We start from the raw sequence: 25,941 nt of genomic DNA, 5'->3' as shown, positions 1-25,941 counted from the left end.
GCTCAATCCACCGGAATCTACCTGGGATCCCATCAACTCGGAAAAGGCCGTAACGCATCGCAACTTAGCCGATCAACTGCAAATGGGGCGGGGGAGTTTTCAGCCAGTCTTGGCGGGTCAGCAGCCCTTGGAGGAAGCGGGTGGCTGCCTGCGATTGATAGCGCTCCGGGTTAAAAGCCAGCCAGAGGGTACGCCGTATCTGTAGCCCTTCCACCGCCAGCTTCCGGAACCGCCCCTGTTCCACATCGGATCCCACTGCCACCGTAGACAAAAAGGCCACCCCCAAACCCGCCTGGACAGCATTTTTGATTGCTTCAATCGAGCTGAGTTCCAGCCGCACGTTCAATTGGGCCGGGTTAATGCCGTGGCGGTTCAGCACCCGATCGATGGTTTGCCGAGTGGAAGACTGGGGATCCAAGGTGATGAAGGGCAAAGCCAGCAGATCCACAAGAGCCGGAGAGTCGATGGCACACCCGGGAGCACCGACCAACACATATTCATCTTCCGCCAGAGCCATCACCTTCAAGTGCCGCTGCAGCTCAAAGGGGATCTCCCCGCCAACAATGGCCACGTCCAACTGGCCGTCCACCAATTTCTGGGCAATTCGCCGCGTGGATTGCACCAAGAGCTGTACGGAAATTTGTGGATAGCGGCGGTGATATTGGGCGATCAAAGAAGGCATGACATAGGTGCCCACCGTTTGGCTGGCCCCCAGAACCAGATGCCCCCCCTCCATTTTCTGCAAATCCGCTAGGGCCTCGACGGCCTCACGGCACAGCTTGAGGATGCGCTCGCTGTACTGCAGCACCACTTTCCCGGCATCCGTCAGCTCCACCTTGCGCCCACTGCGGTCGAACAGCACCACCCCCAACTGTCGCTCCAGGTTCTGTACTTGCAAGCTGACGGCAGGCTGGGAGACAAACAGGCTATCGGCAGCACGGCGAAAGCTACCCTGCTGGGCAATTGCCCGCACAATGAGGAGCTGATCTAAGGTAAATGGCAACTCATCCGCCATAGGGAACTCCAAACCCCACAGTGGGATCCCTTACGTTTCCCTGAAAAGCTGGGCAGCCCGCGTTTGGAAACCCACACGAGATCATCATAAACAAGCGAGAAATCCCAAGAGAGCAGCTCAACCCTTTCCCGGCAGCTCGGCTCTGGGGGGTGACCAGCCAAGAGTGGAGAGGAGAGCTCAGAATCTTCGGGCTGTTTCTCTGCCATTCGGAGCAGCTATGCCCACAATACCTACCTGATACATTTACGCTGAACACTGCTGAACATCACTGTTCAACTATGCAGCGATAGCATTCTGTTTGTTTCCATTCGCGTTAGCGGGACGGAGTCCAAACAGAATGGCGGTATCCCGCAAAGCTTTGAGTAGAATACCCAAAGCGCAGTTTCCGTGTCGTCTTACTACCAATTTTCTGCTTTGCTTTGGCTACCATGTTGGCAGACTCGAAAGTAAACAGAAAGATCAACTGGTAGTAATCCGTACTGAACATATTATACATTATTTTCAGTATAGTTGAGCTTATTATTGACTAGAGTCATGCTCTCACCGACCGGCGGAAGATGGCTGTTGAGATTATTCTCAACAAACAGGCTGGCAATTCCAGCTCTGGGTTTGGCTTGGTCTCTAGCGAGGGCCGTAGGTTGTCCAATAGCCGCGTCCTTGTCTTTTGGCTGCATCGGCAGCTTCAGTAAGAATGGGGCCGTACTTCAAGCCATCGGTTTGTGGCGACAACAGGCCGTGCCCCAAAAACAGCATTTCCTGGTTGATGAGGGTGTTGGCTTGCCAAACGTAGGCAGGCAAGGTGGGAGCAGGGGCTAGGGCAGGATCCAACTCCAAAAACACCTCACGTCCCAGCAGAGCAGTCTGCAGATATTGGCCGGCATTGTAAACTGCCAGAGGGGTTTGTCCGCGCAACTCCGTCCAGTTGGGGTTGATCGGGTCAGGCAAGGGATCGATCCCAATCAGTTGCACCAGCCGCAAATCCAAATCCCCTTCAAGCTGAACAACCAGGGTGTTGTAGTTGACCACCCGAAACACGGTTGCACGTTTGAGGTCGCGCAGATCTGGACGCGCCATCACTGTTAAAGCCCAAGCGGGCAATGTCGAGAATATCAAAGGCAAGGCCAGAAAGCTGCCCAGCTTGATCAGGCTCCGTCCATTGGATACAAGCGAGGATCTGGAGCCGGGGGAAGTCGGAGCAGAACGCAGGGATTTTTGCAGCATGGACTTTAGCCGTTGCATGGCGGACTTGACAATAGGGATGGTTCGCATGCTTGACCTTTGGATCTCACACCGCCCTCACACCGCCGCCTACTGGGCTTCAACGCGGGATCCGGCTCACCTGCCGTCACTCTACAAAAAATTGGGGCAGATGGGTCAGGTCTGGAAAATCTCTCTCGATTTTTGTCTTGATTTTTAGATGTGCTACCCATCCGGTCAGCAGTTGTCAGCGCTGACAACCTGTGGTTGGTCATTTCGATTCAAACTGGGACACTGTACCCACACCTAAAACATGCATGAAACATGCATGGGGCCACAGGGCTTTTCTCAGCTGCCCAGGCGTCTCACCCTAAACTGAAGTGACTAAGTCCTTCCGAGCAGCAGGATTGTCTTTTGGTCTTCTCTCTTTGCGAAGGAAAGGGGGAGTGCTTGGAAACCTTTTCAATTCAGTTTGAAACAATTACAGTTGTCCAACTCTCAAATCTCTCAAAAGCGCAGCCCCTAGAGGGTAGCAGGGTTCTTTTCGACTGCTTCGGACAAGAGGGAGTTGACCAGCACGGTTACCAACCCCAGTCGATTGCCCGCCAAAATATCCGTCAACAGGCGGTCTCCCACCATAGCCACTGCTTCTACCGGCAAGCCCATCTGGGCTACGGCCCGCCGCAAGGCCCGCCGTGAGGGTTTCCCAGCGCGGTGAATGTAAGGCAGATCCAGGCTTTCTCCGATTTGTTGAATCCGGTTGCGATTGAGGTTGTTGCTCACCAGCCAAATTTGAAAGTGCGGACGCAACTGCTCCAGCCAAGCAGCCACAGCGGGATCCACCTCAACCTGTCGGCTCGGCACCAGTGTACCGTCTACGTCAAAGATGATGCCTTTTACCTGCCAGGCCCACAGGTCTTCTGCCCGCAACTTTAAGACAGTGCCGGCCACCACCAGATCCGGTTGCAGGAGCTTGAACCAAGGTTTGTGTACCATCCGCTCCTCGGCTAAGGACTGGGTTGAGGACTATGGTGGGATCCCTGGGCAGCTTGCCGACGCTCTTGAATAATTTGCAATTGGGCTGCCTCGTGCTCTGCTAGGGTTTTGCTGAAAACGTGGGTGCCATCGTAGCGGGCCACAAAGTAGAGATAGTCGGTTTGCTCAGGCTGCAAAACGGCTTTTAGGCTGGCCAAGCCCGGACTGGCGATGGGGCCGGGGGGCAAGCCCGGGTTGAGGTAGGTGTTGTAGGGAGAGGGGGTGCGCACCTCCGTAAGGGTGAGGCGGCGATCTGGGGTTTGCCGGATATTCAAGGCATACTCCAGCGTCGGATCGGCTCCCAGGGGGATCCCTTTCTTAAGCCGGTTCAGAAAGACACCTGCAATCAAAGCGCGTTCTTCCGGCACCACGGCCTCCCGCTCCACAATGCTGGCCAGGGTAACCCACTCGTGCAGAGACAGGGAAGTGGTGTGCTGGCGAAACAGGGGCAGGGCCACCGCGACAAATCGCTGCAGCATGGCGTCGACCACCATCTGGGCCTTTTCCCGATCCGGCAGGGATCCCTCCACCTGTTCGATGGGGAAAAGATAGGTGTCTGGGAACAGGTAGCCTTCTAGTGAGCTCAAGTTGGGGGGCAGCCAGTCGAGGGGGGGAATCACCCGGGTCACGGCAATGAAGGCATCGGCTGCCAGCCAGTTGCGCTGGGCCAGAGCCTCTGCCATTTGCTCGATGCGCCAACCCTCCGGGATGGTCAGACGTCTTTGCAGGATCCTTCCCTGCCGCAGTTGCTGGGCCACGGCCAGCATGTCCTGGTTGGGATCCAAAGCGTAGGTGCCCGCCTGAAACACCCAATCCCGTCCGAAGGTGCGGCTCCACAGCTCCCAAGCCAGAGCTGAGCGAATCACCCCTGCTTGGCGCAGTTTTTGCCCGATCAGACGGCTGCTGCTGCCCGGCTGGATTGTTACTTGGATCGGTTCTGGGCCGCCCACCGGCTGTAGCCAGGTCTGCCACTGCCAGTAGCCCAATCCCCCGACCAGAACCAACAGGAAAATCAAGCTCTGCAAAAGACGCCGACCCCAGCGTTCGCGTAAGCGTTGCGTAGCAACATGGGGTGACCTGGGTATAGCGCCTTGGGCAGCAGAGCATTTGGGCAAGACGGGATCCTTTTGGGCCGAATGCTGAACGTAAACTACCCGACACCAACCGCTAGGCGGTACGGAGCGGGCTTTTAGTAGCCCTGCAGTTAGCAAGCCAACCACGAGCCTCTGGGGTGGTTTACAGCACCCCCAATCGACCGTTACCAGTGCCTTAAACAACCGTTTCTGGTGTCCGCAGTATTGTTATAGCATTCCTCCCGACACCGACCCTACGGGTACAGTGCGGGGCTCCTGCAATTTCTAGCTGATCTGTCATTGCCTTTCCCTCCAAACGGCCTGAGCACACCCTTGAGCCAGGCTATCCTTCGGACTCAATCCTGGCTAGGGCGTCGCCGGACTCTCAAGGCCGATTTCCCCCCTAACTTGGGATCAACTCTCCTGGGCTGGGGATCCCGTTGTTCTCGACCGTCCGCTGTCCGATCCAAGTGCCGATGGGTTCTCCCTGCACCACTCGATAAATATTGCCAGGGGTAGTCAGGTCAAAGACCACGATGGGCAATTGATTTTCCTTGCAGAGGGCGATGGCGGTGCTGTCCATAACCCGCAGATCGCGGTTCAGCACATCCTGATAGCTGAGGACATCGTAGCGGCGGGCCTGAGGGTGAGTCTTGGGATCCGCATCGTAAACTCCGTCCACCTTGGTGGCTTTGAAAATCACCTCGGCATCGATCTCCGCCGCCCGCAAGGCCGCAGTGGTATCGGTGGTGAAGAAGGGGTTGCCAGATCCTGCCCCAAAAATCACCACCCGCCCCTTTTCCAGGTGACGAATGGCGCGGCGACGAATATAGGGCTCCGCCACCTCCTGCATGGCGATGGCCGTCTGCACCCGGGTGGGGATCCCGGCTCGCTCAATGGCATCCTGCAGGGTTAAGGCGTTGATGACGGTGGCCAGCATCCCTACGTAGTCGGCAGAAGCCTGATCCATCCCTTGGGCAGCCGCCTCTTTGCGCCCGCGCCAGATGTTACCCCCTCCCACCACAATCGCCACCTGCACACCGGCCCGCACCACCGAGGCCACTTCGCCGGCAATGGACTTCAAGACCTCGGGGTCGATCCCGTAGGGGCGCTCCCCCATCAGGGCTTCACCACTCAACTTCAGTAGAATCCGTCGATATTTCATGCTTATCCGCTCCGGCCCACCCCTGCATACGATAGCAGGTTTGTTGAACTAGCTCCGCTCACAGGATTGACCGACAGAGCATCTCGACAAAAACAACCTTACTGCTGTTCTTCGCCAGCGCTGGCCTCATTGTCGCGGGGGGCAGAACGGAAGCGGCGGCCATTGCGAGCACGACTTTTTTGGAACTGTTTGGCATATTCGCGGTTGCGCTCGGCTTTTTCCCGCTTCAGATTGCGTTTTTTGGCCATGCTGGTTTTCCTGACCGGTTGTCCGGACTCAAGTGAAGGTCCTCAGTTTGAAGTGTCAAAGTGAGGCGCTCTTAATCCTATCACGCTTTGCCGAGGCCATCCTGAAGCCCTCTGCTCAGCCGGCTATGGGCAGGGATCCCCACAACAAGACTAGGCCCATCACAACAAACCCCACGCCTGCCAGGGTTTTGATCCAGCGAGGTGGGATCAGGCGGGCCACCCAAGCTCCTGCCCACACCCCAATTAGGCTGGTGCTGATCAAAGCAGCAGCAGCGCCCAAAAAGATTACCCCAGCGTTTTGCGAGCGGGCACTGAGGAGCAGGGTCGCCAATTGGGTTTTATCGCCCATTTCGGCCAGCAGAATCGAGCCAAAGCTCACTAGGGCGGCCCGTCCGGCCATTTGCCGCAGCAAAAAAGACGGGGTTCGGCTGTCGTTGTCTTGGATCAACACGTTCCTCGGTTGTTCTCCACTCTGTCCTGCCGGGTTGGCATCGGCTGCTCAGGGAGGCTAGCCCTCTGGGAGCTTGTTCCCCCGCCACTCCTGCCATAATACATAGCCCCCGATCACCAGGAACCCTGCACCCGCCAACCATTGTAGCCAGCCTGGGGGAATGACTTGCCCCAGACCTTCTCCCAGCACCACGCTGAAAAAACTGGCGGTCACCAAGGCACCGGCGGAACCGAAAAAGATCGCCCAAGGAGATTGGGATTGGGCACTCATGAGCAAGGTTGCCAACTGGGTTTTGTCGCCCATTTCCGCCACAAACACGGTTAAAAAAGTAACAAGCCAGAGCTGCAGCGGGGATCCCTCTGGGAGATTGCCGTCGGAAGAGGGGGGGTTAGGGAGGGGCGGTGTCGTCGGAAGTCCAATCTCGGGGGCGGAAGACAAGGCCAAACTCTCCCCGGCAGGCTGGAAATCCACAGCGGATCCATCCCCGTAGAGATAGTGCTGCCCAACGGCCAAGAAGCCAAAACAGAGAGCCGAGGACAAGGCAATCAACCCCAAGCCCAGGGCCATTTGCCCCTGCCAAGAACGCGGCGCAGCCATGGCGTCAGATCCTAACCACCGACATGCAGCTTATCCTGTTTTCAGCCGCTTCTGGAGGAGACAAGGGCGCTAGAGTAAACGCTAGAGTAAAAGAATCAGGGGCGTTGGCCGAGCGGTTTAGGCAGCAAACTCATAATTTGCCTTACACAGGTTCGATCCCTGTACGCCCCATGGGGAGGATCCCTGCCGGACGAGGTTTCTGGGTTGAGGGCTGTTGACGCCCAGTTTCAAAGACGGGGGTTCAGCTCCGTGCGGGATCCCGTATCCCCAGAGCGAGGGATCCAACGCTCAGGCAAGGTGGCAGGGGATCCCCATTGGGACTGGAGCTGGCTGAGGAATTGTCCCTGCTGGGTGCGAAAGCCGACCAGATCGGATCCGCCATTCATCAGGGCAAACCAGATGTCCCCCTGCTCGGTTGGCAATACACCCGCCAAGGTGCTGACGCTCCTCAAGGTGCCCGACTTGGCAATTAGGATCCCTGGCAACAGACGCCGCTCCAACACTCCCACATCTTGGCCAACGACGGCAAAAGCATCGGCAAGAGAGAGCCCCTGCTCCTCCAGAAGAGACTGGATGGCTCGAAGCAAAGCTACATTGGCCCGCGGAGAAATGCGGTTTTCCACCCCCAACCCGGAACCATTGATCAGGTGTAGCTCTTCGGGCGGGATCCCGGCGATGGCCCGGGCGATTTGGGCCACCTGGTCAGCACCCCCCACCGCATCGGCCAACATCTCGGCCATGGAGTTGTTGCTGTAGAGGTTCATCAGCTTGACCAGGTGAATGAGGGGGGGGGACTCATGTCTGAGCAAAACCTGAGCGCCGGGCGGGATCTGCTGGGCAACCCGCACCGAACCCAAGATCTCCACCTGCGGTCTGGGTGTGCCGGGGGGTAAGGTTTGAAATTGGGCCTCCGCCTCTGGCGGCCAGCGCCGCGCATCCAGCCCCTGCCGCAACAGGGATCCCGATTGCGCCACATCCCGGGAAAAGTTCATGTAAAAGCGGCCCACCACCACCAGATCCCCGCGCACCTGGCGGATCCCATGAGCATTGAGCAGGTTGCCGACGGAGAAGGCTTCCTCCCAGACAAACAAGGGATCCTCCCCCCCCACCACCCAGAGATCCCCCTGCAGCACCCCGTCGGCTGTTGGCGAGCCGGTGGTCAGCCAAGGGGTTACAAAGCGATGTTGTGGGCCAAAGTGCTGCAAAGCGGCCAGTGTCGTTGCCACCTTGGTCAAAGAAGCTGCCGGCAAGGGTGTGGATCCCTGATGCTGTCCCAAAACAAGGATTCTGTCCCGCTGAGGCGAAGGATCCTCCATCTGCAGCCAAACCCCCTGAGCTGTGGGCGAAAACCCCCGACCGGCCAACTGAGCCAGATAAGTTTCCACCTGAGGTTGCAGGGATCCCTGCTCCGTCGCCTGGGAATGGGGAGACAAACCCAGCAACAGAATTGCCGCCGAGAACAGTCCAACCCAGCTCGAAACCAGCCGCCTACCGGGCCAGCCCCACAGATGTCGTTCGTGCCGTGGCGTCAGCGTTGCGGAGCAACAGTGTTGTGTAGCACCATGGGGTGCCGCAGGCATAGCACTTTTCACGGAAAACACCCTCTAAACATCCCGGCAACCGAGGGGGCATCAGCTCGTCAATTCCCAGCCACCCTCTTCCACAGGCTCTACATCGATGGTGCCGGGGGGTGTTTGCCGATAAAAACGTCCGTCTGCAACAAACAGCGGCTCTCCACAATTGGGGCAAAAGAAATGGCTGCCCTCAATGGCTTGCGATTCTGACCCACACACCGGGCAGCGATCGGTGGTAATCCAGCGGCGCGCCCACCAGCGAAAGGCCAGGAGCACCAACACCGGCAAGGACAGCAAAAACAGCAACAGAGCCACCAATCCAGTGACCAGCCACCCCAGCCCGACACTGGTCAGCAAAGCTGCCAACGCCAGGGATCCCAGCCAGAACCCCCAGCCACCCAGAGAAATGGAATAGGTTTTGGGCTGCTCAAACCGCATTTTCGTTTTCCTTCCCCGATCACTACGCTCGCTAACGCCGTCAGGATGCCGCGGGCCTTTTCTTGAGTATGTTAGCCTAGGCGCGCCCGAACACCAGAAACAGTCCGCCACATGGCTCTGCTCTGTAGGCTAGCTCATCCCGGATGGATGAGGGATTGGGTTTCCCGCACCCTTCCCGAGGCTCTCCCGGCAGCCCATGCGCCTCAGTTGCGTCCCTGTTCTATTGGGCCTGAACTGAGCCTGAACGATGTCTTCAGCAACCAAGTCGGGTGGTGTCGTCATAAATGAAGTTATTATCAATTACAGAACTTATTGACTGTTACGGCGACGTTGCCCAACAGCGGAGGGGCGGCATCATGGTCTACACCGAAGAGGCGTTCAAGGCAGAGCTCAATGCCAAAGGCTGGCGAGCCACTCGGCAGCGGGAGATCATCCTGCAAACGTTTCAAAACTTGCCTGAGGGCACGCATCTGAGCGCGGAGGAGTTGCACAAAAAGTTGCGGGAAGAAGGCCACAACATTAGCCTTTCCACCATTTACCGCACCGTCAAGCTGATGTCCCGCATGGGCATTTTGCGAGAACTGGAACTGACCGAAGGGCACAAACATTACGAGATCAACCAGCCGGCCCCCCACCACCACCACCATCTGGTGTGCGTCAAGACCAATAAGGTGATCGAGTTCAAAAACAACGCCATTCTTAACATCACCCAGAAGGTGGCAGAAAAGTACGGTTTCAAAGTGTTGGATTGCCAGCTCACCATTATTGGTATCAGCCCAGAAGGGCAGCGCTCGATTTTGTAGCCAAAAATTCCCAAAGCTCAGGTTCTCATGCTTTCCCAGAAGGGGAACTGTACTGGGCTGGTAGGAGGATGGGGATCCCGTCAACGGGAGGAAATGCCAGAATAGCTCCCGTGAGGCCAATCGGCAGTCGGCAACCGAGGCAACAGTTGAATGGTTGATGAATAGTTGATCTTCTTCACCCCACTAGATCCGGGAGAGGGCCATGAACGAACAGGAAGTGGTGCAGTGGCTGGAGCAGGCGCTGGCCAATCCCCACCTTAGATTACAGGCCAAAGCCCAACCGCTCCGGGACAGCCCCAAGGCTTATGCCCTTGTCATTATGATCAACCGTCCTGCCGGCCTTGCTCTCAACTATGAGGAGTTGACGGCCTGGTTCCAAAAGGCAATCCCCACTCGTTACCCCCAAGTCAAACGGTTGGCCCTCTACAGCCGCCCCATGGGCCAGCAGGCTGCCGACTGGAAAACTCAGGTGAGGCTGGATCCGGAGCCGACAACGACCAGATGGGATCCCGGGATGGAGTTCTCAGAGAGTCCGGATCTAAGCCGCTACTGCTTTGTCAGCAATCGCCAGTTGCTTACTGCCGACCTTCCTCAGCCGCCTGGTTTGCTCCGCCAGGCGGTTTTGGGTTTTCACAGCCTCACTTCTGGGCAAAAGCAGGAGGTTCTGCCCCTCCTGCCCACCTTGTTTCGCAATCCCAGCACCGTCTCGACGGTGATGCTGTCGGTGGAGGCAGCCCTGTGGCTGGAGCCTCTGAAAAGCCTGAATCCTCACGAGCTGCGTCTATTGAGCGTTTGGCTGAGCCGCTATTGCTTCAACCCCAGCCGCACCCTAGCGGAATTGGATCCCGCCACCTCAGGTCTCAAAACCGGACAAACCAAGCGCAGCTACCGCGCCCCTCAGGTGGGGGTTTCGCTAATGTTGGCCAGCTTTGCCGGCAACCTGACGGCGGCCTCAGGTGTGACCCTGAGCCTGCTGTTCGGTATGGTGTTTGTGCTTTTCCTGACCGTCTTGGGCAGCTTAGAGGGGGGATTCTCTCTGGGCTCTTTCATCTTCGCCATTCTGCTCACCCTCGCCTTCAATGCCCTGATCTTCTTTTTGTCCCCTTGGCTGATGGACTGGATCCAGCACAGCCTCTATGGCACCGAGTGGGTAAGCTTGGCGGAAATTGGGCGTCGCAGCCCAGAGAGTGCAGAGGTGATTCAACGGGTTTGCCGCCAGTACAAGCTGAAGCAGCCGAAGCTGGGGCTGATCCGCGACCAAAACCCCACTGCTTTTACCTACGGCAGCCTGCCGGACACGGCCCGCATCGTCGTCAGCGAAGGGTTGTTCACCTACTTGGAAGATGAGGAGGTGGCTACAGTTTACGCCCACGAGCTGGGGCATGTGATCCACTGGGATTTCGCCGTCATGACCCTGGCTTCCACGTTGGTGCAGATTCTCTACCTTCTTTACGTCTACATGCGGGATGCGCGCGACAACGGCAAAAGAGGCAGCCTCCGCTCCCTGGCCTTGGTCGCCTACTTTTTCTATGTGGCCGGCTCCTACTTGTTGCTGTATCTGTCGCGGGTGCGGGAGTACTTTGCCGACCACTTTGCTGCCGAAACCACCGGCAACCCCAATGGGCTCTCGCGGGCTTTGGTGAAAATTGCCTACGGCATTGTGCAAGAGGGAGAGCGGGAACAGGATGAGGAAACCCGACAGCGCAGTGCTCGCCTGCTGGAAGGAACGCGGGCTTTGGGGATCTACGATGCCAAGGCGGCGGTGATGGCAGGGACGGCCTACCGGGTTGCCTCGGATCCCGGCCAGGTGGGCAGGGTATTTTTGTGGGATCTGTTTAACCCTTGGGCCTGGTGGATGGAGCTGAACTCCACCCATCCCCTCACGGGCAAACGGGTACGGGCGCTGAGCACCTATGCGGAGCAACTGGATCTGCCGGTGGAGTTCGATATGGCCAGCGTGGTTGCCCAGGGCAAGCAGCTCAACCGGCAACAGCTCTACGGGAACTTTCTGCTGGATATACTGCTGTTGAACGCCGAGTGGCTGGGGGCGATTGTGGGGGCGCTGCTCGGGATCCCAGCCTTGCAGGTGGGCTTCTATGAAATGTTTGCCGGGCTGACCCTGATGGGGGTGGGCTTGGGCCTGCTGCTGAAGATGACGGTGATGTACCCCAGTCTGGAAAACCCGCCGGCGTTGACCGTGCTGAAGGCGATGAGCAATCCCTACGCCAGCCCCTTGCGCGGGTTGCCGATGCAGTTGGAGGGGCGGGTGATCGGGCGGGGGGATCCGGGCTATCGCTTCGGCTCCGATCTCAAGTTCCAGGATGAGACAGGGATGATCTTCCTGCGCTATGCTTCCCGCTTTGGGCCGCTGGGCAACTTCCTGTTTGGAGCGCGCCAGGCAGGGGGGGTAATCGGCCAAGAGGGATCCGCGGTGGGGTGGTTCCGACGGGGGGTGGCCCCTTACCTGGATCTGGCCCGCTTTCAAAGCCGCCATGGCCAGCTCATCACCAGCTACCATCCCTTCTGGCAGGCTATGTGGGCTGTGCTGTTGTTAGTGGTTGCCCTGCTGGTGATGCTGTTCTAGAGGATCGCGATCCTCAGCAGCGAAGAGCTCGCCTAGGCCATTGGGATTGGCTACTTTTGCCCACCGTTAACCCGGGCGTAGTCGTCGCTGAAGCGGACAATGTCGTCTTCGCCCAAGTACTGGCCGTTTTGCACCTCGATAATCACCAGAGGGATGACGCCAGGGTTCTCCAGGCGATGCTTGGTGCAAGGGGGCACGTAGGTGGATTGGTTGGCCGTGATGAGCTTTTCTTCATCTCCGCAGGTGACCTTGGCGGTGCCGGCAACGACGATCCAGTGTTCGCTGCGATGGTAGTGCAACTGCAGGCTGAGGCGATGCTTGGGCAAAACCACGATCCGCTTGATTTTGTAGCCAGGGCCCTCTTCCAGCACTGTAAAGCTCCCCCAAGGCCGACTTTCAGCATTGCTCTCGATCAGCTTGTTGAGGGTTTCGGCAGAGAGGGAAGGCGAAGGTTTTTCCGGTGAGGCCAGATTGGCATTGGGGGTTTCCAGCATGGGATGCTCTCCTTGGGAGGCCTACCTGTAGCTTATCTCAACAACCAACTCGAAGTCTGTTTGTTTATCTTTAGAACCACCAACAGATCGGCTTCAGCTCCTGGGGATCCCCAGCCGGTTCAGGTTTGGTGGGGTAGTGGTTAAAATCCTGTGGAATCATGAAAAAGATTTCTGCTCTGCAAAAAGGCCACTTCCCCATGCGTTCTTCCTCTTCTGTCCCTTCTTACCCGGTTCACATCCATGACCGCCAACGGGACACTCACTATCTAATCCAGGTGCCGGCGGATCAATACATTTTGGCCAGCGCCGAGGCCCAAGGGATCCAACTGCCCTTTGCCTGTCGCAACGGCGCCTGTACCACCTGTGCGGTGCGGGTACGGCGGGGATCCCTGTATCAGCCGGAGGCAATGGGCATCTCGCGGGAGCTGAAGGAGCAGGGGTATGGGCTGCTGTGCGTGGGCTATGCCCGCTCGGAGCTGTGGGTAGAAACCCAGGATGAGGATGAGGTGTACGAGCTGCAATTTGGGCGCTACTTCGGCCAGGGGCAGGTCAGGCCAGGGATCCCCATCGAGGATGAGTGATGTCTTCTTCGGCACCGGTTTCATCTCAACAACTGTCGCCGGATCCCTTGCCCTCTCAACCGCGGGGCTGGCTGCTGGCAGCAGCGGCGCTGATCCCGGTGAATCTAGCCCCCAGCTTGCTGTTGGCTTTGGTGGGAACGATTCAGGGTTATACCCGCTGCGGTGGCCGGATCCTGCGGGATCCTCTATTTGGACTGGCGGCTCTCCTGAGCCTGGCTGCGGTGGGAGTGGCCTTTTGGGGGGAGGATTGGCGACTGAGCCTGCCGGGGATGTTCAACTACTGGCCTTTTTTGTTGATGCTGCCGGCCTTTGCCGATGCGCTGGCCTCTCGCGGTAGCGGGACGGAGTTCCATCCTGTAGGCCGTCGGCGTTTGGCCCAGATGTTGGTGTTGGGCAGCGGGCTGATGCTGCTTTTGGGTTGGGGAGAAGTGCTGTGGGAATGGCAGGGGCACTTCTTCTTGGGGCCGGTTTGGATCACGGGGGTTGCCGGGGGAGAGCGACCGGCGGCAGCTTTTACTTCCCCCAATATCCTGGCCATCTACCTGGTGATCCACCTGTGTTTGGCGGCAGGGCTGTGGCTGGATCGAGCCGATAGAGACTGGCCACAGGCAGTAGGGCTGGGAGCTGTGCTGGGGCTGGGATCCCTCTTGTTGCTGCTGACAGCCTCTCGCAACGGCTGGGGAGTGGGGGGGCTGGCGCTGATGATGGGGCTGGCCCTGCGGCGCTGTTGGTGGGGGATCGGGATCTTGGTCGGCATAGGGTTGGCTGGTTTGGCTGCTGCTTGGGATTGGCCGGGCTGGCGGGCCGTAGTGCCCCGATTGATTTGGAGCCGTCTGGCAGACACCTTCGATCCCCAGGCGCTCCATTTTAGTTCCACCGCTAACCGTCTGGATGCCTGGCACTTTGCCCTGCAGATGGCGCGAGAGCGGCCTTTGACGGGCTGGGGCTGGCAGAGCTTTGCCGCCCTTTATAATGCTCAGGAGCCGCCGGAGCTGCTGGGCCATTGCCACAATCTGTACCTACACCTGGCAGCCGAGGGTGGGATCCCGCTGTTGCTGGGCCATCTGATCCTGTGGGGCTGGATTTTGGCGCGGGGATGGCATGCTTGGCGGCGCTCTCAAGAAAGTGTCCTGCTGGGGATGCTGCTGGCCTTGACGGCGTTTTTTGCCTCAGGGCTTTTGGATGTGGTGATGTTGGATGGCCGCATCCACCTGTTGGTAACCTTGCTGTTGGGGGCAGTTTGGGGAGCCAGCCTCGAGCAGCGCTCGACAAAGGGCCAATGCAACCAAGATCTGGGATAGCTTTCCCAAGGGGGTCACGGTTGAATGCCCCACCATGGGCGTCGGCGCTGCCTGGCAATAGGGAATGACTCTTGACCTAGCAGTAAATCCAAAATCCATGGGTTCCCACCCGTAGGAAATCCTTGTGGTGAACCTGTACCGAGATGTGTTGTGGCCTCTGCTTTTTTCTGGGCTGAGAGCCGACCCGGAAGCGGTCAAGATGGGCCTGCTGCGCGCCTTGCATTGGATCGATGCCACCCAGGCCACCGGGATCCTATCGGCTCTGGAGCGACTGTTTTGCTACCGGGATCCCCGGCTAGCGGTGTCGCTGTGGGGCCTTACCTTTCCCAATCCCCTTGGATTGGCTGCGGGCTTCGACAAAGATGGCCTGGCTCTGGGCGTCTGGCCCAGCCTAGGATTTGGTTTTGTAGAGGTGGGCACCATCACTCCTCAGCCCCAACCGGGCAACCCCAAACCTCGCCTGTTTCAACTGCCCCAAGATCGCGCCGCCCTCAACCGCATGGGCTTTAACAACCAAGGGGCGGCGGCTCTGGCGGAACGGTTGCGCCGGCTACAGCAACGTCCCATCCCCATTGGAATTAACCTGGGCAAAGCCAAAATCACCCCTCTGGAAGAAGCGGCTGCCGATTACCTGGCCAGCTTCCGGCTGCTCCAGGATCTGGGGGACTACTTTGTGGTCAACGTCAGCTCCCCCAACACGCCGGGGCTGCGATCCCTGCAGGCTGCTGAGCAACTGGAGCCCATCCTATCTGCCTTACAGCGGGAAAATCAGAAGCGAAAACCCCTCCTGGTGAAGATCGCCCCCGATCTGGACTGGCCCGACATCGACAGCATCCTGGAGCTGGCCCAAGACCATCAACTGGCCGGGATCGTGGCCACCAACACCACCCTCCGCCGCGATAACCTGAAAACCCGTTTCCTGCCTGGCCGCGGGATCCCCTTCGCACCAGCGGAGTCTAGGCCAATCCTTGCAGAAGCCGGCGGGATCAGCGGTGCCCCCTTGCGGGAGCGTTCCACCCAAGTCATCCGCTACATCCACCGCTCCACCCAAGGAAAATTGCCCATCATCGGAGTGGGGGGCATCTTCACCTTGGCCGACGCCTTGGAGAAACTGGAAGCGGGAGCCAGCCTGCTGCAGGTCTACACCGGCTGGGTTTACGAAGGGCCGGGTATGGTGCCGCAATTGCTCCGAGGCCTAGCCCGCTCTTCTCCCCCCAGCCCTGATGTTACACTTCCCCCAGAGAATACCCCTGTGGGTCAGATCCAGGCGTAAGATCGTTAGGGATCCCTGAGGAAGCTTGCCGGTGAACCTGCTGCAACACCTCTTCAAAACCCCCCATCCGGTCATTGGGGTGGTTCATTTGTTGCCGCTGCCCACCTCACCCCGTTGGGGGGGGGACTTGGAATGGGTGATCGCTCAGGCAGAACAGGCAGCTACTGCCCTGGCTGCAGGAGGGGTAGACGGGATCCTTGTCGAGAACTTTTACGATGCCCCCTTTGCCAAGGATCGGGTGGACGCAGCGGTGGTCAGCGCCATGACCGTCATCGTCCAGCGGCTGAAAACCCTGGTCTCGCTGCCGGTTGGGATCAATGTCTTGCGCAACGATGGCTGCAGTGCTCTGGCAATTGCCGCCTGCGTGGGGGCGCAGTTCATCCGGGTGAATGTGCTCTGCGGGGCGATGGTGACCGACCAAGGCATTATCGAGGGGAATGCCTACCGCCTGCTGCGCTATCGCCGGGAGCTGGGGGCTAATATCAAGATTTTCGCCGATGTGCTGGTGAAACACGCTCAACCCCTAAGTCCCATCAGCCTGGATGCGGCTATTACCGACACGGTGGAGCGCGGCCTGGCCGATGCCATCATCCTTTCCGGTTGGGCCACCGGCAAGCCACCCCTTCTGGAGGAGCTGGAGCTGGCCCGCAAAGTTGCTCCTCAGGTGCCGCTGCTCATCGGCTCGGGGGCTACTGCTGAAAACATCGGCAGCCTGATCCGGCGGGCAGATGGAGTAATTGTGGCCAGTTCTCTGAAGCGGTCTTCCCGTTCCGCAGGCATGCCGGCAGGCTATTCGGATCCCTTTCCCATGATCGACCCGATTCGGGTGCGGCAGTTTGTGGAAGCACTGCACCTTGCGCTCCGTGAGCGGGCCTCCAACCATGCTTGTCTGGCCGCTCCCGGCTCTGGTTCCAACTAGCCGTTGGCGCTAGGATTGGGATCTGGCTGCAATGGAGCGCTCCTCTTTAGACTATGTCATCAGACTATGTCGTCCCTTGATCTGGAGGGCTTGGATTCTGTATACCACCCTTCTGGTTCGGCTCTTGGGCCTGCAGAAGAAGCCTTTTGGAGCTCTGTTCCGGCTCGCACCCCCCGCATTTGGGTTGTTGATGATGACCCAGTGGTTCGTTGCTACATTATCAATGTTCTCAAAGGCTCTCAGTACTACGTGGAAAGCTGGGAAAGCGCCCGAGCAGCTTGGGATCCCTTGCAAAGCTTGGAAGAGAGCGAGTGGCCCGACATGGTGATCTGCGACTGGGTCATGCCTGAGATGTCGGGGGTAGAGTTCTGTTGCCGTCTCAAGGGATCCGCAGCAGGGCAGTTCGTCTATTTCATTTTGCTCACGTCCCGTTCTGAAGTTGAGGCTCGGGTAGAGGGGCTGGATGCGGGGGCGGATGAATTCATCACCAAGCCGGTCGATCCCGAGGAGCTGCGGGCGCGGGTGCGGGCAGGGTTACGTCTCCAGCGGCTCACCCAAGCTTTGGCCCAGGCCAACCGGCAATTGCGAGCCCGCAATGAGTTGTTGGAGTCTTTGTCTTTGACGGATCCCTTGACCGGGGCGTTGAACCGGCGAGCTCTGGATCAGGCGCTGCCCCATTTGCTCAAGCAGGTGGGGCCCCGCGGGGAGGCTCGCTACCGCTATCTCTGCCTGCTGATGATGGATGTGGATCATTTCAAGCAGGTCAACGACAGCTACGGCCACTACATTGGCGACTGTGTGCTGCAGGCCATCGTCGGGCGGCTGCAAAATCAACTGCGGCCCTCCAGCCTGCTCTACCGCTATGGTGGGGAAGAATTTGTTTGCGTTACGCCCGGGCTTAGCCCCCCCCGCTGCGGTCGCTACGCAGAGTCTCTGCGGCAGGCTATCGCCAAACGGCCCATTGACATCTCCCCCAAGCGCAGCCTGCCTGTTACCATCAGCATCGGTGGGATCGTGCTCAGCGAAGACTACTGCCCAGAACCGGAAACCGCCTTGCAGCAGGCGGATAGCGCGCTCTACCAGGCCAAGCAGGCAGGGCGCAACCGAGTTCACATCCTCATCCCGACTCCAGGGGTTTATCTGCCCTCTTCCAGCGGATAGCCAGAGGCCACCGCCAAGGCTTCCAGAGAGCGAACGCCTGTGTAGGTGCGGCCATTGATGATCCAGGTGGGATAGCTGGTGATCCCCGCTTCTGTGCATTCTTGAGCTTGGGGAGTGCCGGGGCCGTTGGGGGAGCACTCCACGTAGGGCACTTGGTCGAAAGCTGCCCCGAACAGCTCTTTCTGATCTTGACAATGGGGGCACCAATAGGCCCCGTACATGGTGCCGCCGATCTGCCGCAGGTGGGCTGCTAACCCTACCGCCAGGGGGCTAGGCGGGGGAACTTGGTTGGCGTACACCCCAATCGTGGTCACCAATGTGAGAAAGGCCACCAGAATGTAGCTGAAGGCCAGCTTGCCCCCATCCAGCCAGCGGTGGCCCAGCACGGTCACCAGCCCCAGCCCCGCCACCAAGATGATCGCGGTGGTGCAGTACATGCAGAATTGCCGTAGCACTGCCACCATCAGGTAAAGCATGTACATCTCAAAGGCGGTCATGGCGGAAACCAAGCCAAACAGGGCCGGCCAGCGCCACCGCTTCACCAATGGGAGCCCATCCGGCAGCACCGCCAGCGCCAAGACTCCCAGAAACCCCAGCAGGCCAACAGCCGCTGTCGGGATCCCCAAAAACTCTGCCCAACGGCTGGAGAGCACCAGGTCACACCCTCCATCCCCAGTGCAGAAGGCGGCGGGCTGCTCCGTCAGCTTGGTGTAGGTGAGATAGGCCGTCAACAGGGATCCCAGGCCGGCCAGGATCGCCAAGATCAGACGGGAATGGCGCTGCAGCCAGGTCTCTTCTTGGGCTTTGAGTTTGAGATAAGAAGCCATGGCGTTTCAGGGGTTTCAGCAGTTGGACACCCCCGATTATAGTGGGGCAGAACTGGCCTCGTCCGTGGGCTCCGACGCAGAAGAGCCGCTTGAGCGCCGCACCTGGGCGGCAAACCTATCTCCCAGCGGATCCAGCTCCCCCAGGGATCCCAGTTTGGAGTCGGAGATAGGCCGGTCGCAGAGACCCCAACGGCGGCGGAAGTAGCGGGCTAGATCTCTTTCTGCCAGGGCCAGGTACACCGGTCGGCCATGGGGACAAGTGTGGGGATTGGCGGTGCGCTGCCAAGCTTCCAACAGCTTTTGCATCTGCTCCAGGGTCAGCGGGATCCCGTTGCGCAGGGCGCCACGACAGGCCACTGTTACCTGGGCTGCCTGCAAATCTTGACAACCACTGAGCTCCAGCAGGGATCCCTGTACCTCTTCCGGATCTTCCGACCCTAAAGCCAGAGGGATGCGTCGAATGAGATGGGTATTGGGGCCAAAGGGTTCTGGCTCCAGCCCCAACTGCTCCAACCGCTCCAGGGCTTGGGGCGATAGTCCTTGCAGCGTTATGGGCGTCTCCGGTGCTACCAGTTGCCAATGCTGCCGGATGTACTCGTAGCGAACTCGCTCGTGGGCCAGGTGCTGCTCCACCAGCCATAGCCCCTGGGGATGCTCCGCCAAGATGTAGATCCGATGCAGTTGGGCCAGCGCCCTGAGGGGAGGCAAGGGAGAAGTTGGGCGGTCAGAGGGAGGAAGATGGCTCTGAAAATCGGGCGAGACTCGATAGACCACCTTGGCCTCGCTGGCCCGGATCAGATGCACAGAGCGGCGGCTGGCTTGCCCGGATCCCAATTGCAGAAGGGAGTGCAGGTGTTGGCGCAACTGCTCCTGGCGGGCCGTCAGATTCTCCAGGTAGAGCTCGCTTTTGGCAGGATGACGGTTCCAATCCACCTGCTCTGGGGGCAGGCGCAGGTGAACAACCACCAGTGGATGACGGTGGCGAGGCAACGCGTGGTGAAAAACCGACTGGATCAGCCGTTGCCAGTCGGGCATCTGCACAAACCGTCCGTTTACGGCCACACGGATCCAATCGGGGTGGGGGCGATGCAGGCGATCCGGCAGGCCCAGCACCACTTCCCAATCGCTATCCCCATCCTGGATCCGCCGATAGCGCAGATCCGTGGGATCCACCTGCGGCAACACCTGCAGCAGCAGATCTTGCAGAGATTTTCCCGGCCAGAGGCTGAGCAGCAATTGCCCTTCCTGATGCACCTGCCAACTGACCCAGGGATGGGCTAGGGCTGCATTCTGCACCAGGGTCAGGAGCGGGCGAGTTTGGGGCAAGGCCCGACGGCGCAGAGGCCAGTCGGCAAACAAATCCGCAACCGTGACCACCGTTCCCAAGGCAGTGGCTGCCGGCTGCTTGTGGATCAGCTCCCCCTGTCGGTCGTAGGCGGCCAGCCAGCCGTGAGCATCAGAAACGTGGCGGGTTTGGATAGCCAGGGATCCCAGCCGGGCCAGGCTGTGCAAGGCTTCGCCCCGAAACCCCAGGCTGCAACCGTCCAACTTGCTGGTGGTGTGGCGACGGGCCACCTGCTCCAGCTCCGAAGCGGGGATCCCTTGGCCGTTATCGGCCACCCGCACCTGCCAGCGGCTGGGCCAGATCTCCACCTGAATGCGGGTGGCCTGAGCATCGAGGGCATTTTCCAGCAATTCTCGCAGAGCAGCCCCCAGCGAGTCGATCACCTCTCCCGCGGCCATCTGGGCGATCCGCTCTGGGTTCAGGGGTTGGATTTTGGACATGGAGTGAGTTGAGAAAGCAGACTCTCTTCCTGCCAGCTTGTCGCCAAAAGGCCAACAGCGCCGAGCTTTAGCTTAGCTCTCTCCCTCTGTTGCCAGTGGACAGCGCCTTGCCAATGGTTTTCATTAACTTCAAGGCTCCCCTCAGGCCAAGTGAAGGATTGAGGTTCCGCCTTCCTGCCCATCGGTAACCGCCAAGAACTTCGAGAAATTTCGAGAACAAGAGAGCTGAGCGGGTGGCCAGTCATAAGGAAACCTTAAAATCCCAAGGCCAGCCATCAGCCTCTACTAGGATTTAAATAGTAAAATTTCTCATTAAGGAGGAGATTATGGCAGCACAGCAAGCTCCGGCCCGAGAGCTATTCAAGGAGGCTTTTGAGAATCGCTACACCTGGGACAAAGACTTTCCTGGCTACCGAGCTGAGATAACCTACTTTCCCAAAGAAGGTGACAGCAGCCTCTCCTTCTCAGGAGTTGTGAGTATTGACCGCAACATGAAGATCGATGTTGCCGGCGTCGAGGACGAGGAGATCCGCCAGAAAATACGGGAACAGATGTGGGAAGTCATGGTGCATCGCGTTCGTCATTCCTTCGACGAGGAACACGGTGGCCACACCTTTGCCTATGGAGAGCCACAAAATTCAGACATCACTGAAGTTCTTGTTTCGGGCTTATCTTCTACCGATAGGTACTGGGTTCAGGGCAAGCACATTCAAATGGTACATCGCCATCTTGCCAATCGGACAATTACAGTCTCAGTTCAAGAGTTTTACGATACAGGTGAGGGCTACCTACCCACTCACTACACTGCTGAGTATTGTAGCCCAGGAACTGGAGAAAAAACTCAAGCAAAGATGATCTACGAAGATCGTTATCAAAAAATAGGTCGGTATTGGATTCTGGTTGAGAGAAGAATTTGGGAAGAGCAGGATGGCCAAAAAAGTTCATCCCCTCAACTTTTCCTCTTCTCTAATATTCGATTTTTCGAATAGCTGAGAAAAATAAGTTTTTCTTTGCGGCTGTGGGCATCTCTCATTATAGAAGGTGATGAGTTGCTCACAGCCAAGCTCAAAACAGATGGCCACAGGGTACAGCCTGTCAAGGACTCAAGGGGTACAATAGCAGCACTTAGCAAACCAACTTCGGAAGGAGGATGGATTGATCAGTAGTAAAGAAGTCTTCACTATCTGCTCCATGCTATATTTCCCAATTCTGCAAAGCTTTGGAGTTACCTATGTCTAAGCTGGACTTAAAAAATGCACCTGGACACCAGGTACTGGCTGCGGCAGGTAAAAAGGCACTTCGACCGGGGGGCTTTGGCGCTACCGAACGGCTCTTCAAGTTTGCCGAGTTCCGTCGAGGAGAAACTGTGCTGGAACTTGCCTCAGGCCTTGGCTACACGGCTATTCGATTGGCAAAGCGCTATGGCATACATGTTACCGGCATTGAGAAAAATCCAGATAACATTGCTCGCACTCGCGCTAATGTTTCTGCAGCAGGGCTAGCCGGCCAAGTTGAGATCCTCGAGGGCGATATCTTTCACCTAGATCAAATCGATCAGAAATTTGACTATGTCTTGGCGGAAGCTATTTTAACAATGCAGTCCGATGCAGGAAAATCTAAGATTTTGTCAGGGATTTACAATTGCCTCAAGCCAGGGGGTAAGTTCCTCAGCCATGAGCTGCGAGTTGAGGGATCCAACAGCGACGCTATCCGCAAGGAGTTATCCTCCGTAATCCATGTCAATGCCAATCCTTTATCTACTGACAGCTGGCTTGCAACTGTTCAGCAAGCAAATCTTACGGTTGTCCAGTATGCCACCGGCCCCTTAACTTTGCTCAATCCCGTTGCTATTGCTACAGAGGAAGGATTGCCGACGCTCTTAACTATGGTGTGGAATGTGCTTACACGTCCTGTAATCCGGCAGCGGATCTTATCTATGAAGCAAATCTTTAGCCGATATCGAAATAACCTAGGCTACATCATACTGATTGCCAAGAAGGAGGCTTAATGATGTCTCTTGTCTCCCCTGAGTCACCTTTTTTGCAGCTCAAAGATCACATTGCTTATTCTGTGGAAGGAGTTCTCAGCAAGATCATTTGGAAAAGTGAAGTCTGCCAACATACTCTTTTCTGTATGGCGGGAGGCACAAGTATTTCCGAGCATACCTCCACAAGGGACGCTACTCTCCACGTCATTGAAGGAACTGGAGTCTTAACCCTTGCAGGTGAGAAGATCTCTCTATCTCCGGGCATATTTGTCTTAATTTCGGCAAATGTTCCCCATGAGTTAGAAGCCACTGCTGACCTTGCTTTTGTTCTGACTTTATCAAAGGCAAGTTAAGAACGCCGCCTTTTACTCAGCCAGCCGCTTAACATCGCCAAAGCAAACATTCCCAGCAAAGCAAAGCCCAGCAGCCACCTTCCCTGCTCTAGGATCCCTGCCCCCAGAGCCACTACTGGGGGTGTAGAGACGGCAATGCCCAAAGCTAGGGCGAGAAGAAAGTTCTGCCATTTTATTTGGGTTAGGCCGGCGGCGTAGGCGACAAAGTCGAATAGGCCCGTCATTAAAAAACCAGCTGTAAGAAAAATATTGTTTTCCAGATAGTTAGCTGAAAGGGCATCGACTTTGTACATCCATTGTCGCCCAACTACTCGCTGTACTAGGTCTCTACCAAACTTTCTGGCTAGGTAGAAGTTAAGTGTACAAGAGATAAAATCAGCAATTGCAATGTAAAGGATTCCCGATCCAAATCCAAAGAGGGCTCCTGCCAAGATGGAGTAAAGGGTGCTGGGTATGGCAGGAATAATAATACTCAGGGAGCGTAATCCAATCAGGGCAAGGGGTGCCCAGGGGCCTAGTTTTGCTATAAATTCTCGAGTTGCCTCTGGATCTAAGCGACGGGCCAGCAAGATGGCAGCTAACAGGACAACAAGCAACAACAGCAGTGAGAGGATGTCTTTCCTTTTTCTGGAATTGATTTTGCTGCTAGAGGACAAATCCTCTGAGGGGGTAGGGGACGATCCTACTGACTCGCCATCTGCTGACTTGTCAAAGGTAGTGCCGGGCGGATAATAGAGTTCATCCTTCAGGATCCAACCTGTTTTCTGTTGCAGATAGGCATGTGTGCTCAAGCCCAGACGCTTTGCCTCGGTGGCAACAGCCTTGTAGTCTAAGCCCAATAGCTCGCAGAGCTCTTTTTGTCGAATACCAGAAGGTGGCTGCATAGGGCAAAAGATCTCTACTTTCTCTGCTAGATGCTTAAGGTTTCCGAGGGATGCTCGAAGTAGGCATGATTTTCATAAGGCTTGTTTTGCTAGTGTAGAAGGTGTCATGTATTTTGCTTTTTAGAGGTTGATAATGATCTTGTGTATTGGCGATGTTCTTAGTTTAGCAGAATTGCAACAGATTCTGTCCCTCATAGCCGATGCTGAATTTGTGGATGGTGCTCTGACGGCAGGCTGGAATGCCAGGCTTGTCAAAAACAATAGGCAAATGCCAAAGGGATCCCTTCAGCAACGGAAGATAGAGGAGATTATCTTGGCAGCTCTAGAGCGTAATTTGTTGTTCCAGATGGCTGCCCGGCCCAAGCTCATTCATTCCATTTTAATTAGCTGCTACGAAGCGGGAATGTCCTATGGCACTCATACCGACGATGCGCTGATGCTCGATCGGCATCAGCTGATGCGCACGGATATTTCCTTTACGCTATTTCTAAGTGCCCCTGAAGACTATGATGGCGGTGAGCTGAAGATCGAGAGTAGCGAGGGGGAGCAAGCCTACAAGCTGCCGGCGGGTGCTTTGATCCTCTATCCTGCTTCCACCTTGCACCGAGTTGAGCCTGTAACCCGTGGGATCCGCTATGCTGCCGTCAGTTGGGTTCAAAGCCTAATTAGGGATCCGCAAGAACGCGAGATCCTCTTTGATTTACAGACTGTGCGGCAGCAGATGTTTCAGGAATCGGGCAAGACACGCCACTTTGATTTGATCTCCAAAGTTTACGCGAACCTGCTGCGGAAATGGGCAGAGCTCTAGAGGGATCGAAGAAAATAGAGCAGGGCTTCTCTGTCTTCAGCAGCCATATTTTTAAAGATCTCGCGGGAGCGTTCAGCTTCTCCCCCATGCCAGAGAATGGCCTCCTCGAGGCTGCGGGCGCGGCCATCGTGCAAATAGCCGGAGGAGGGCAGAACTGTCTGCGACAAGCCGATGCCCCACAAAGGGGGGGTGCGCCATTCTCGGCCCGTGGCCTCGAAGTCAGCGCGGCCATCTGCTAGTCCTTCGCCCATGTCATGCAACAGCAAATCGGTGTAGGGGTGGATGACTTGGTTGGCCAGGGCAGGGATCTCATGAATGCCGGTTTGTAGCTCTGGTCGGTGACACTTGGCGCATTGGGCTTGGACGAAGAGCTTTTCCCCTCGCTGAACTTGGGGATCCTGCCAAAGGGCGCGGCCAGGCACGGCCAGGGTTTGCACGTAAACGGTTGTCGCTTGGAGAGTGGCCTCGTCGATATCTTGGCTGCCATCCGCGGCCGGAAAAAGAGGATTCGTGACACCCATGTCGTTGGCGTAGGCGGCCGCAGTTTGTTGCCTGAGGTTGGGGGTATTGGCTTTCCAACCAAACCGTCCCAGCACCAGACGCTGCTGCTCTTGATCCCAAACCAAGTTGGGGCGGCCAGAGATGCCATCCCCATCGGCGTCGTCAGGATCGGCTGCTGCCAGGATCCTAGAAGCGGGAACGGCCTCCAGTAGGCCCGCTCCAAACACCGGCTGGGGGATCCGCAGGGAGATGAGGACAGGATCGATGGGCGATCCCTCCAGAGTTAACAGCTTTACAACAGGAGAACGCAGCCTGTAGGGAGTTCCGTCGGCGTACTCTCTGGTCTGCTCTACCCAGTGCAACTCCACCTTGGCCTCTGGCCGATAGCCCCGAACGGCCTTTTCTTGAACCTGCGTGCCGATGCCGGCCACAGGGGGAGTGTTGCTATGAGGAGCAATGGCCTCCCATCCAAAAGGCTGGGGATCCCCGCTTCTATCCAGGGATCCAACCTGGCTGACTCTGACGACCCGCTGCCCCTTGTCAGGAAAACCTCGGCCGTTTTTAACATGACAACCGGCGCAGGAGTTGTTGTTGAACAGAGGCCCAAGGCCGGGGTTAACAGGCGCCGGAGCGGTGACGAAGCGAGCCTCAAAGGCGATGTCCCCCAGGGCATGCAACCTGGCCCAGCGGGGATCCAAGTTGGGAGCCGGCTGCTCGTAGGCTGTTGAGGTGCGGTTCCAAAGGGTTGTTTCGCCACCCGCTCGAGGGGGCAATGGCTGGGATCCCTCTGGGGCAGCGGGGAAAGCCAGAAAGCTCGCCGCCCAAAGAGAGGCCAATCCCAGCATGAAAATCTGGAGAAGACGACGCATCGGCTATCAAAATATCGG

The 25,941-nt window shown here is 57.5% G+C and carries 26 protein-coding genes, 1 tRNA gene and 1 pseudogene; 12 read left to right on the top strand and 16 right to left on the bottom strand.

Annotation, left to right across the window (positions count from 1 at the left end; translation table 11 throughout):
- Positions 1 to 64 precede the first annotated feature (64 nt).
- The 8 genes from CYB_RS10945 to CYB_RS15705 all read right to left on the bottom strand — a co-directional run bounded on the left by CYB_RS10945 (position 65) and on the right by CYB_RS15705 (position 6,781).
- Positions 65 to 1,015: a LysR substrate-binding domain-containing protein gene (locus CYB_RS10945; RefSeq protein WP_011433865.1), complete on the bottom strand. Its 951-nt coding sequence runs from the start codon at positions 1,013 to 1,015 to the stop codon at positions 65 to 67.
- A gap of 621 nt (positions 1,016 to 1,636) precedes the next feature.
- Entirely contained in the window at positions 1,637 to 2,284 is a 648-nt protein-coding gene (locus tag CYB_RS10940) for a thermonuclease family protein (RefSeq protein ID WP_011433864.1), read from the bottom strand.
- Positions 2,285 to 2,734: 450 nt separating this feature from the next.
- Positions 2,735 to 3,208, bottom strand: a complete 474-nt coding sequence (locus CYB_RS10935; protein ID WP_011433863.1) for a YqeG family HAD IIIA-type phosphatase — start codon at positions 3,206 to 3,208, stop codon at positions 2,735 to 2,737.
- An 11-nt stretch (positions 3,209 to 3,219) separates the two neighbouring features.
- Entirely contained in the window at positions 3,220 to 4,467 is a 1,248-nt protein-coding gene (gene mltG / locus CYB_RS10930; RefSeq protein WP_011433862.1) for an endolytic transglycosylase MltG, read from the bottom strand.
- A gap of 256 nt (positions 4,468 to 4,723) precedes the next feature.
- A complete protein-coding gene (gene pyrH, locus CYB_RS10925; protein ID WP_011433861.1) occupies positions 4,724 to 5,485 on the bottom strand; it encodes a UMP kinase in 762 nt (253 codons plus the stop codon).
- A 98-nt stretch (positions 5,486 to 5,583) separates the two neighbouring features.
- Positions 5,584 to 5,733, bottom strand: coding sequence for a hypothetical protein (locus CYB_RS15190; RefSeq protein ID WP_011433860.1), 150 nt, complete (start codon positions 5,731 to 5,733; stop codon positions 5,584 to 5,586).
- Between the two features lie 115 nt (positions 5,734 to 5,848).
- Positions 5,849 to 6,184: a TMEM165/GDT1 family protein gene (locus CYB_RS10920; protein WP_011433859.1), complete on the bottom strand. Its 336-nt coding sequence runs from the start codon at positions 6,182 to 6,184 to the stop codon at positions 5,849 to 5,851.
- Between the two features lie 57 nt (positions 6,185 to 6,241).
- Positions 6,242 to 6,781 carry a TMEM165/GDT1 family protein gene (locus tag CYB_RS15705; protein WP_148202759.1) on the bottom strand — a complete coding sequence of 180 codons (540 nt, stop codon included), beginning with the start codon at positions 6,779 to 6,781 and terminating at the stop codon, positions 6,242 to 6,244.
- A 98-nt stretch (positions 6,782 to 6,879) separates the two neighbouring features.
- Between CYB_RS15705 and CYB_RS10910 the strand changes: the two genes are divergently transcribed.
- Positions 6,880 to 6,952 (top strand) — tRNA-Ile (locus CYB_RS10910).
- Positions 6,953 to 7,008: 56 nt separating this feature from the next.
- On the opposite strand, the gene CYB_RS10905 is transcribed toward CYB_RS10910, so the two are convergent.
- Together CYB_RS10905 and CYB_RS10900 are read right to left on the bottom strand one after the other, a co-directional pair.
- Positions 7,009 to 8,223, bottom strand: a complete 1,215-nt coding sequence (locus tag CYB_RS10905) for a D-alanyl-D-alanine carboxypeptidase (RefSeq protein WP_238376771.1) — start codon at positions 8,221 to 8,223, stop codon at positions 7,009 to 7,011.
- 189 nt (positions 8,224 to 8,412) lie between these two features.
- Positions 8,413 to 8,793 carry a hypothetical protein gene (locus tag CYB_RS10900; RefSeq protein WP_011433856.1) on the bottom strand — a complete coding sequence of 127 codons (381 nt, stop codon included), beginning with the start codon at positions 8,791 to 8,793 and terminating at the stop codon, positions 8,413 to 8,415.
- 356 nt (positions 8,794 to 9,149) lie between these two features.
- Here CYB_RS10900 and CYB_RS10895 point away from each other — a divergent pair, with 356 nt between their 5' ends.
- A complete protein-coding gene (locus tag CYB_RS10895; protein WP_011433855.1) occupies positions 9,150 to 9,596 on the top strand; it encodes a Fur family transcriptional regulator in 447 nt (148 codons plus the stop codon).
- Positions 9,597 to 9,798: 202 nt separating this feature from the next.
- Positions 9,799 to 12,180, top strand: coding sequence for a M48 family metalloprotease (locus CYB_RS10890; RefSeq protein WP_011433854.1), 2,382 nt, complete (start codon positions 9,799 to 9,801; stop codon positions 12,178 to 12,180).
- Positions 12,181 to 12,230: 50 nt separating this feature from the next.
- On the opposite strand, the gene CYB_RS10885 is transcribed toward CYB_RS10890, so the two are convergent.
- Positions 12,231 to 12,674 carry a phosphomannose isomerase type II C-terminal cupin domain gene (locus CYB_RS10885; RefSeq protein WP_011433853.1) on the bottom strand — a complete coding sequence of 148 codons (444 nt, stop codon included), beginning with the start codon at positions 12,672 to 12,674 and terminating at the stop codon, positions 12,231 to 12,233.
- A gap of 197 nt (positions 12,675 to 12,871) precedes the next feature.
- Between CYB_RS10885 and CYB_RS10880 the strand changes: the two genes are divergently transcribed.
- The 5 genes from CYB_RS10880 to CYB_RS10860 all read left to right on the top strand — a co-directional run bounded on the left by CYB_RS10880 (position 12,872) and on the right by CYB_RS10860 (position 17,909).
- Entirely contained in the window at positions 12,872 to 13,255 is a 384-nt protein-coding gene (locus CYB_RS10880) for a 2Fe-2S iron-sulfur cluster-binding protein (RefSeq protein ID WP_011433852.1), read from the top strand.
- Entirely contained in the window at positions 13,255 to 14,556 is a 1,302-nt protein-coding gene (locus CYB_RS10875) for an O-antigen ligase family protein (protein WP_011433851.1), read from the top strand. The genes CYB_RS10880 and CYB_RS10875 overlap by 1 nt, the downstream gene beginning before the upstream one ends.
- A 127-nt stretch (positions 14,557 to 14,683) precedes the next feature.
- On the top strand, positions 14,684 to 15,829 hold the full coding sequence (locus CYB_RS10870; protein ID WP_011433850.1) for a quinone-dependent dihydroorotate dehydrogenase: 1,146 nt from the start codon (positions 14,684 to 14,686) through the stop codon (positions 15,827 to 15,829).
- Positions 15,830 to 15,860: 31 nt separating this feature from the next.
- Positions 15,861 to 16,748 carry a photosystem I biogenesis protein BtpA gene (gene btpA, locus CYB_RS10865; protein WP_011433849.1) on the top strand — a complete coding sequence of 296 codons (888 nt, stop codon included), beginning with the start codon at positions 15,861 to 15,863 and terminating at the stop codon, positions 16,746 to 16,748.
- A gap of 66 nt (positions 16,749 to 16,814) precedes the next feature.
- Positions 16,815 to 17,909: a GGDEF domain-containing response regulator gene (locus tag CYB_RS10860; protein ID WP_011433848.1), complete on the top strand. Its 1,095-nt coding sequence runs from the start codon at positions 16,815 to 16,817 to the stop codon at positions 17,907 to 17,909.
- Here the strand turns inward: CYB_RS10860 and CYB_RS10855 are convergent.
- Positions 17,885 to 18,736 carry a vitamin K epoxide reductase family protein gene (locus tag CYB_RS10855; protein ID WP_011433847.1) on the bottom strand — a complete coding sequence of 284 codons (852 nt, stop codon included), beginning with the start codon at positions 18,734 to 18,736 and terminating at the stop codon, positions 17,885 to 17,887. The genes CYB_RS10860 and CYB_RS10855 overlap by 25 nt on opposite strands.
- A 36-nt stretch (positions 18,737 to 18,772) precedes the next feature.
- Entirely contained in the window at positions 18,773 to 20,521 is a 1,749-nt protein-coding gene (mutL, locus tag CYB_RS10850; protein ID WP_011433846.1) for a DNA mismatch repair endonuclease MutL, read from the bottom strand.
- Positions 20,522 to 20,847: 326 nt separating this feature from the next.
- Here mutL and CYB_RS10845 point away from each other — a divergent pair, with 326 nt between their 5' ends.
- Positions 20,848 to 21,510 carry a DUF3386 domain-containing protein gene (locus CYB_RS10845; protein ID WP_011431401.1) on the top strand — a complete coding sequence of 221 codons (663 nt, stop codon included), beginning with the start codon at positions 20,848 to 20,850 and terminating at the stop codon, positions 21,508 to 21,510.
- 114 nt (positions 21,511 to 21,624) lie between these two features.
- Here the strand turns inward: CYB_RS10845 and CYB_RS14960 are convergent.
- Positions 21,625 to 21,741 (bottom strand): annotated as a pseudogene (locus CYB_RS14960) (IS630 family transposase); the annotation flags it as partial.
- 11 nt (positions 21,742 to 21,752) lie between these two features.
- Between CYB_RS14960 and CYB_RS10840 the strand changes: the two are divergent.
- Positions 21,753 to 22,529, top strand: coding sequence for an SAM-dependent methyltransferase (locus tag CYB_RS10840; RefSeq protein WP_011431400.1), 777 nt, complete (start codon positions 21,753 to 21,755; stop codon positions 22,527 to 22,529).
- Positions 22,529 to 22,861, top strand: a complete 333-nt coding sequence (locus tag CYB_RS10835) for a cupin domain-containing protein (protein ID WP_011433845.1) — start codon at positions 22,529 to 22,531, stop codon at positions 22,859 to 22,861. The genes CYB_RS10840 and CYB_RS10835 overlap by 1 nt, the downstream gene beginning before the upstream one ends.
- Here CYB_RS10835 and CYB_RS10830 read toward each other — a convergent pair.
- Positions 22,858 to 23,745: a TVP38/TMEM64 family protein gene (locus CYB_RS10830; RefSeq protein ID WP_228375352.1), complete on the bottom strand. Its 888-nt coding sequence runs from the start codon at positions 23,743 to 23,745 to the stop codon at positions 22,858 to 22,860. The genes CYB_RS10835 and CYB_RS10830 overlap by 4 nt on opposite strands.
- A gap of 133 nt (positions 23,746 to 23,878) precedes the next feature.
- On the opposite strand from CYB_RS10830, the gene CYB_RS10825 reads away from it, so the two are divergent.
- Positions 23,879 to 24,553 (top strand): Fe2+-dependent dioxygenase, encoded by a 675-nt coding sequence (locus CYB_RS10825; RefSeq protein ID WP_011431398.1) that lies wholly within the window; start codon positions 23,879 to 23,881, stop codon positions 24,551 to 24,553.
- Here CYB_RS10825 and CYB_RS10820 read toward each other — a convergent pair.
- Positions 24,550 to 25,923: a di-heme oxidoredictase family protein gene (locus CYB_RS10820; protein ID WP_011433844.1), complete on the bottom strand. Its 1,374-nt coding sequence runs from the start codon at positions 25,921 to 25,923 to the stop codon at positions 24,550 to 24,552. The two genes, CYB_RS10825 and CYB_RS10820, sit on opposite strands and share 4 nt — an antisense overlap.
- Positions 25,924 to 25,941 lie beyond the last annotated feature (18 nt).

This window comes from Synechococcus sp. JA-2-3B'a(2-13) (genome assembly GCF_000013225.1).
Lineage (GTDB): Bacteria > Cyanobacteriota > Cyanobacteriia > Thermostichales > Thermostichaceae > Thermostichus.
This window is presented reverse-complemented; position numbering and strand designations above follow the sequence as displayed.

What these genes read in the sequence shown, in the direction of transcription:
- CYB_RS10940 (WP_011433864.1), bottom strand. Translation starts at nt 2,284, where the DNA reads ATGCGAACCATCCCTATTGTCAAGTCCGCCATGCAACGGCTAAAGTCC.
- CYB_RS15705 (WP_148202759.1), bottom strand. Translation starts at nt 6,781, where the DNA reads ATGGCTGCGCCGCGTTCTTGGCAGGGGCAAATGGCCCTGGGCTTGGGG.
- mutL (WP_011433846.1), bottom strand. Translation starts at nt 20,521, where the DNA reads ATGTCCAAAATCCAACCCCTGAACCCAGAGCGGATCGCCCAGATGGCC.
- CYB_RS10885 (WP_011433853.1), bottom strand. Translation starts at nt 12,674, where the DNA reads ATGCTGGAAACCCCCAATGCCAATCTGGCCTCACCGGAAAAACCTTCG.
- CYB_RS10825 (WP_011431398.1), top strand. Translation starts at nt 23,879, where the DNA reads ATGATCTTGTGTATTGGCGATGTTCTTAGTTTAGCAGAATTGCAACAG.
- CYB_RS10945 (WP_011433865.1), bottom strand. Translation starts at nt 1,015, where the DNA reads ATGGCGGATGAGTTGCCATTTACCTTAGATCAGCTCCTCATTGTGCGG.
- CYB_RS10895 (WP_011433855.1), top strand. Translation starts at nt 9,150, where the DNA reads ATGGTCTACACCGAAGAGGCGTTCAAGGCAGAGCTCAATGCCAAAGGC.
- CYB_RS10935 (WP_011433863.1), bottom strand. Translation starts at nt 3,208, where the DNA reads ATGGTACACAAACCTTGGTTCAAGCTCCTGCAACCGGATCTGGTGGTG.
- CYB_RS10900 (WP_011433856.1), bottom strand. Translation starts at nt 8,793, where the DNA reads ATGCGGTTTGAGCAGCCCAAAACCTATTCCATTTCTCTGGGTGGCTGG.
- CYB_RS10840 (WP_011431400.1), top strand. Translation starts at nt 21,753, where the DNA reads ATGTCTAAGCTGGACTTAAAAAATGCACCTGGACACCAGGTACTGGCT.
- CYB_RS15190 (WP_011433860.1), bottom strand. Translation starts at nt 5,733, where the DNA reads ATGGCCAAAAAACGCAATCTGAAGCGGGAAAAAGCCGAGCGCAACCGC.
- CYB_RS10820 (WP_011433844.1), bottom strand. Translation starts at nt 25,923, where the DNA reads ATGCGTCGTCTTCTCCAGATTTTCATGCTGGGATTGGCCTCTCTTTGG.
- CYB_RS10860 (WP_011433848.1), top strand. Translation starts at nt 16,815, where the DNA reads ATGTCGTCCCTTGATCTGGAGGGCTTGGATTCTGTATACCACCCTTCT.
- CYB_RS10890 (WP_011433854.1), top strand. Translation starts at nt 9,799, where the DNA reads ATGAACGAACAGGAAGTGGTGCAGTGGCTGGAGCAGGCGCTGGCCAAT.
- CYB_RS10855 (WP_011433847.1), bottom strand. Translation starts at nt 18,736, where the DNA reads ATGGCTTCTTATCTCAAACTCAAAGCCCAAGAAGAGACCTGGCTGCAG.
- pyrH (WP_011433861.1), bottom strand. Translation starts at nt 5,485, where the DNA reads ATGAAATATCGACGGATTCTACTGAAGTTGAGTGGTGAAGCCCTGATG.
- CYB_RS10835 (WP_011433845.1), top strand. Translation starts at nt 22,529, where the DNA reads ATGATGTCTCTTGTCTCCCCTGAGTCACCTTTTTTGCAGCTCAAAGAT.
- CYB_RS10875 (WP_011433851.1), top strand. Translation starts at nt 13,255, where the DNA reads ATGTCTTCTTCGGCACCGGTTTCATCTCAACAACTGTCGCCGGATCCC.
- CYB_RS10830 (WP_228375352.1), bottom strand. Translation starts at nt 23,745, where the DNA reads ATGCAGCCACCTTCTGGTATTCGACAAAAAGAGCTCTGCGAGCTATTG.
- CYB_RS10880 (WP_011433852.1), top strand. Translation starts at nt 12,872, where the DNA reads ATGCGTTCTTCCTCTTCTGTCCCTTCTTACCCGGTTCACATCCATGAC.
- CYB_RS10845 (WP_011431401.1), top strand. Translation starts at nt 20,848, where the DNA reads ATGGCAGCACAGCAAGCTCCGGCCCGAGAGCTATTCAAGGAGGCTTTT.